Raw genomic sequence first — 1,560 nt, forward strand, 5'->3', positions numbered from 1 at the left:
GGCAAGATCGCGCACACCGAAGAGATCCCCAACGCGATCGCGATCGGAACGCCCATCAAAAGCATGATGACAAGAAGGACTAAAATGATCAATCCTGAAAGCAACGAAATACTCATATCAATACACATCTCCCTTCTCTTCTACGCCGCTAGGCATATCTAGATTCTTTCCATGAATCATATCGATAATATTCAAAATACTGTAAACGACGATCGCCACACCCGAAACAGGCAGAATCGTATAAATATACCCCATCGGAACACCTAGAGAAGCGGTCATCTGCTGCATCGAAAGCTGCATGATTGCGCTCCCTCCCCACACCAGCGTAAGCAGGGCGAACACGAGGATCAGGATCTCGATCACGATATCCAGAACGATCCGACCTTTTCCTTGGATCTTGTCGGCCAGAAAGCCCATCCGCATATGATCCCGGATCCCGAACACATACGCGCTGGCCAGAAGAGCCATCCATACAAAGCTGAATGTCAGAAGCTCTTCCGAAACCGTGCTCGGCTTGTTGAAAAAGTAACGCGTGATGATCTGATACGATCCGACGATCACCATCAATCCAAAGAGAACGATACACGCGCCCATTATGATCTTATCCATCCACTTGCGGATGGAAGCCACTGTTTTCATCATCTCTTATTGCTCCTTTTCTTCGTATTTCTTGTTCACTTCCTGGATATGTTCATACATATCTGTGATATCCGGATTGTCTTCGAGCATCTCTTTCTGCACACCGACCACCTTGTCTTTGAACGCCTGCACATCGACTTCGATGAATTCGACACCCTGCTCGTTTTTGGCATAGTCTTTCGCTTCTTCGACCGCCTTGCCCCATTCTTCCATTTCCACTTCCGTCGCTTTCTGCGCCGCCTCCATGAAAATGTCGTATTCTTCATCGCTCAAAGAATCCAGGAACTTCGTGTTTCCAAGAAGCACGTCCGGAACCATCTGATGCTGGTTGTACGAATAGTATTTGGCCACTTCGCCATGCTTGTTGTTGGTCAGGGCAAGCTCGTTGTTCTCCGCTCCATTGATGACACCTTGCTGAATGGCTGTGTAGACTTCTCCAAAAGACATCGGAGAAGCGGCCGCGCCGAACGCCTTGACCATATTGACAGAAGCCGGCGACTGCTGCACGCGGATCTTCTGACCTTTGAGATCTTCTGGTGTACGAATTGGCTTGGTCGAATAAAAGCTGCGGATCCCCGCATCAAACCAAGTCAGAACACGGAAGCCTGATTCGTCCGTAGAATTGTAGAGCTTTTTCATGTAGTCCACATCGTTCATCACTTCATGATACGCTTCTTGAGAAGTAAAGAGATAAGGCATCGAGAAGATCTCGTAGGCCTTGGCAAACGTTTCCACGTTCGCGGTTCCCGCGATCACAAAATCGATCGCGCCCGTCTGCGTAAGCTCGATCGCTTTCTGGGCCGAGCCTAACAATTCATTGGGGAAAATTTCCACTTCGTATTTATCGCCAAGCTTTTCTTCAATGATTTTTTTGAACTCGAGCATGCCAATATGTTCTGGATGCTCTTCCGATTGAGCGTG

2 protein-coding genes are annotated in these 1,560 nt (G+C 48.3%); both read right to left on the minus strand.

The window, feature by feature from the left end; genetic code table 11:
* Positions 1-117: 117 nt before the first annotated feature.
* Complete coding sequence (locus BO225_RS10165) at positions 118-642, minus strand: TRAP transporter small permease (protein ID WP_198936131.1); 525 nt, start codon at positions 640-642, stop codon at positions 118-120.
* A gap of 3 nt (positions 643-645) precedes the next feature.
* Positions 646-1,560 (minus strand): TRAP transporter substrate-binding protein (locus BO225_RS10170; RefSeq protein ID WP_076342114.1); only part of this gene is annotated, 915 nt, incomplete at its 5' end.

Source organism: Dubosiella newyorkensis (genome assembly GCF_001945605.1).
In the GTDB taxonomy this organism is placed as follows: Bacteria; Bacillota_I; Bacilli_A; order Erysipelotrichales; family Erysipelotrichaceae; genus Dubosiella; species Dubosiella newyorkensis.